Genomic DNA, 1540 nt, shown 5'->3' with positions numbered 1-1540 from the left:
GGCGCAACGCGGGCCCGGTCCTGCTGGTCTGGGCCGTCAGCCTCGTCGTCCTCTTCTACGAGCGCGACCTCGGCACCTCGCTCATCTTCTTCGGCGTCTTCGTCGTGGCGGACGCGACGGGCGCATCGGGCAGACGGCCGTCCGGCGCTGGATCGCGCACCGCCGCAACACCGAACTGGCGCTGATCGTCTTCGCGATCGCCATCGTCGCGTTCGGCCACACCTCGGCGAACCTCGCCATGGAGGAGGAGCCGCCGTCCGGCCTGCTCGCCCACACCGCCGGGCTCGGCGCCCTCGCCCTCGCGGCCCACCTCGCCGTGCGCCGCTTCGCCAGCCGCGCCGACCCGTTGATCCTGCCCGTCACCGTTCTGCTCTCCGGGATCGGCCTCGTCCCCCTCGACCGGCTCGACCACGCCTACGCCGAGCACTACCCCCCGGACAACTACCAGTCCGTGCCCGCCGCCCCCGACCAGGTGATCTGGACCCTCGTCGGCGTCGGCCTGCTGATCGCCACCCTGGTGATCCTGCGCCACCACCGCGTCCTTCAGCGGTACACCTACCTCGGCATGGCCCTCGCGATGCTGCTGCTGATGGCCCCCGCGTTCTTCGGCGCCGACCAGTTCGGCGCCAAGCGGTGGATCAACGTCGGTCCGCTGTCCGTTCAGCCGGGCGAGTTCGTCAAGGTCATGATCGTGATCTTCTTCGCCAGCTATCTGATGGCGAACCGCGACGCCCTCGCCCTCGCCGGCCGCCGCGTCCTCGGCCTCGCCCTGCCCCGCGGGCGCAACGCGGGCCCGGTCCTGCTGGTCTGGGCCGTCAGCCTCGTCGTCCTCTTCTACGAGCGCGACCTCGGCACCTCGCTCATCTTCTTCGGCGTCTTCGTCGTCATGCTCTACATCGCCACCGAACGCACCAGCTGGGTCGTGCTCGGCGGGCTGATGGCCGCCGTCGGCACCGTGGTCGTCGCCGCCACCCAGCCGCACGTCAAGGGCCGCGTCCAGGCGTGGCTCGACCCGATGGCGATCTTCCTGCCCGAGGACGAACGCCCGCCGGGGCTCATATCCGACCAGTCCGCGCAGGCGCTCTTCAGCTTCGGCGCCGGCGACCTCACCGGAACGGGCCTGGGCGAGGGCCACTCCTACCTGGTCGGCTTCGCGGGCCGCAGCGACTTCATCCTGGCCACCGTCGGCGAGGAACTGGGCCTTCTCGGCGTCACGCTGGTCATCCTCCTGTACGTGCTGCTCATCCAGCGGGGCATCAGCGCGGCGCTGTCCGTCACCGACCCGTTCGGCAAGCTGCTCGCCGCGGGGCTCTCGACCGTTCTCGCGCTCCAGGTCTTCATCGTCTCCGGCGGCGTCACCGGGCTGATCCCGCTCACCGGCAAGGCTCTGCCGTTCCTCGCGCAGGGCGGCTCCTCGACGGTGGCCAACTGGCTGCTCGTGGCGTTGCTCATCCGCGTCAGCGACGGCGCGGGCCGCGCCGTCACCGAGCCCGCGGGGAACGCCACGATCATCACCCCCGCCATCGCCGACCCCCTCCGC

2 protein-coding genes are annotated in these 1540 nt (G+C 71.3%); both read left to right on the top strand.

The window, feature by feature from the left end; translation table 11 throughout:
- Positions 1-185: hypothetical protein (locus ADY01_RS35535; RefSeq protein ID WP_049581004.1), on the top strand; the 185-nt coding region annotated here is incomplete at its 5' end.
- Between the two features lie 53 nt (positions 186-238).
- On the top strand, positions 239-1540 hold a 1302-nt coding region (locus ADY01_RS35530; protein WP_107081906.1), incomplete at its 3' end, for an FtsW/RodA/SpoVE family cell cycle protein.

Origin of the sequence: Streptomyces sp. SBT349 (genome assembly GCF_001083795.1) — a bacterium.
In the GTDB taxonomy this organism is placed as follows: Bacteria; Actinomycetota; Actinomycetes; order Streptomycetales; family Streptomycetaceae; genus Streptomyces.
The sequence above is the reverse complement of the archived record's forward strand: the minus strand, read 5'-3'. Positions and strand labels throughout refer to the sequence as shown.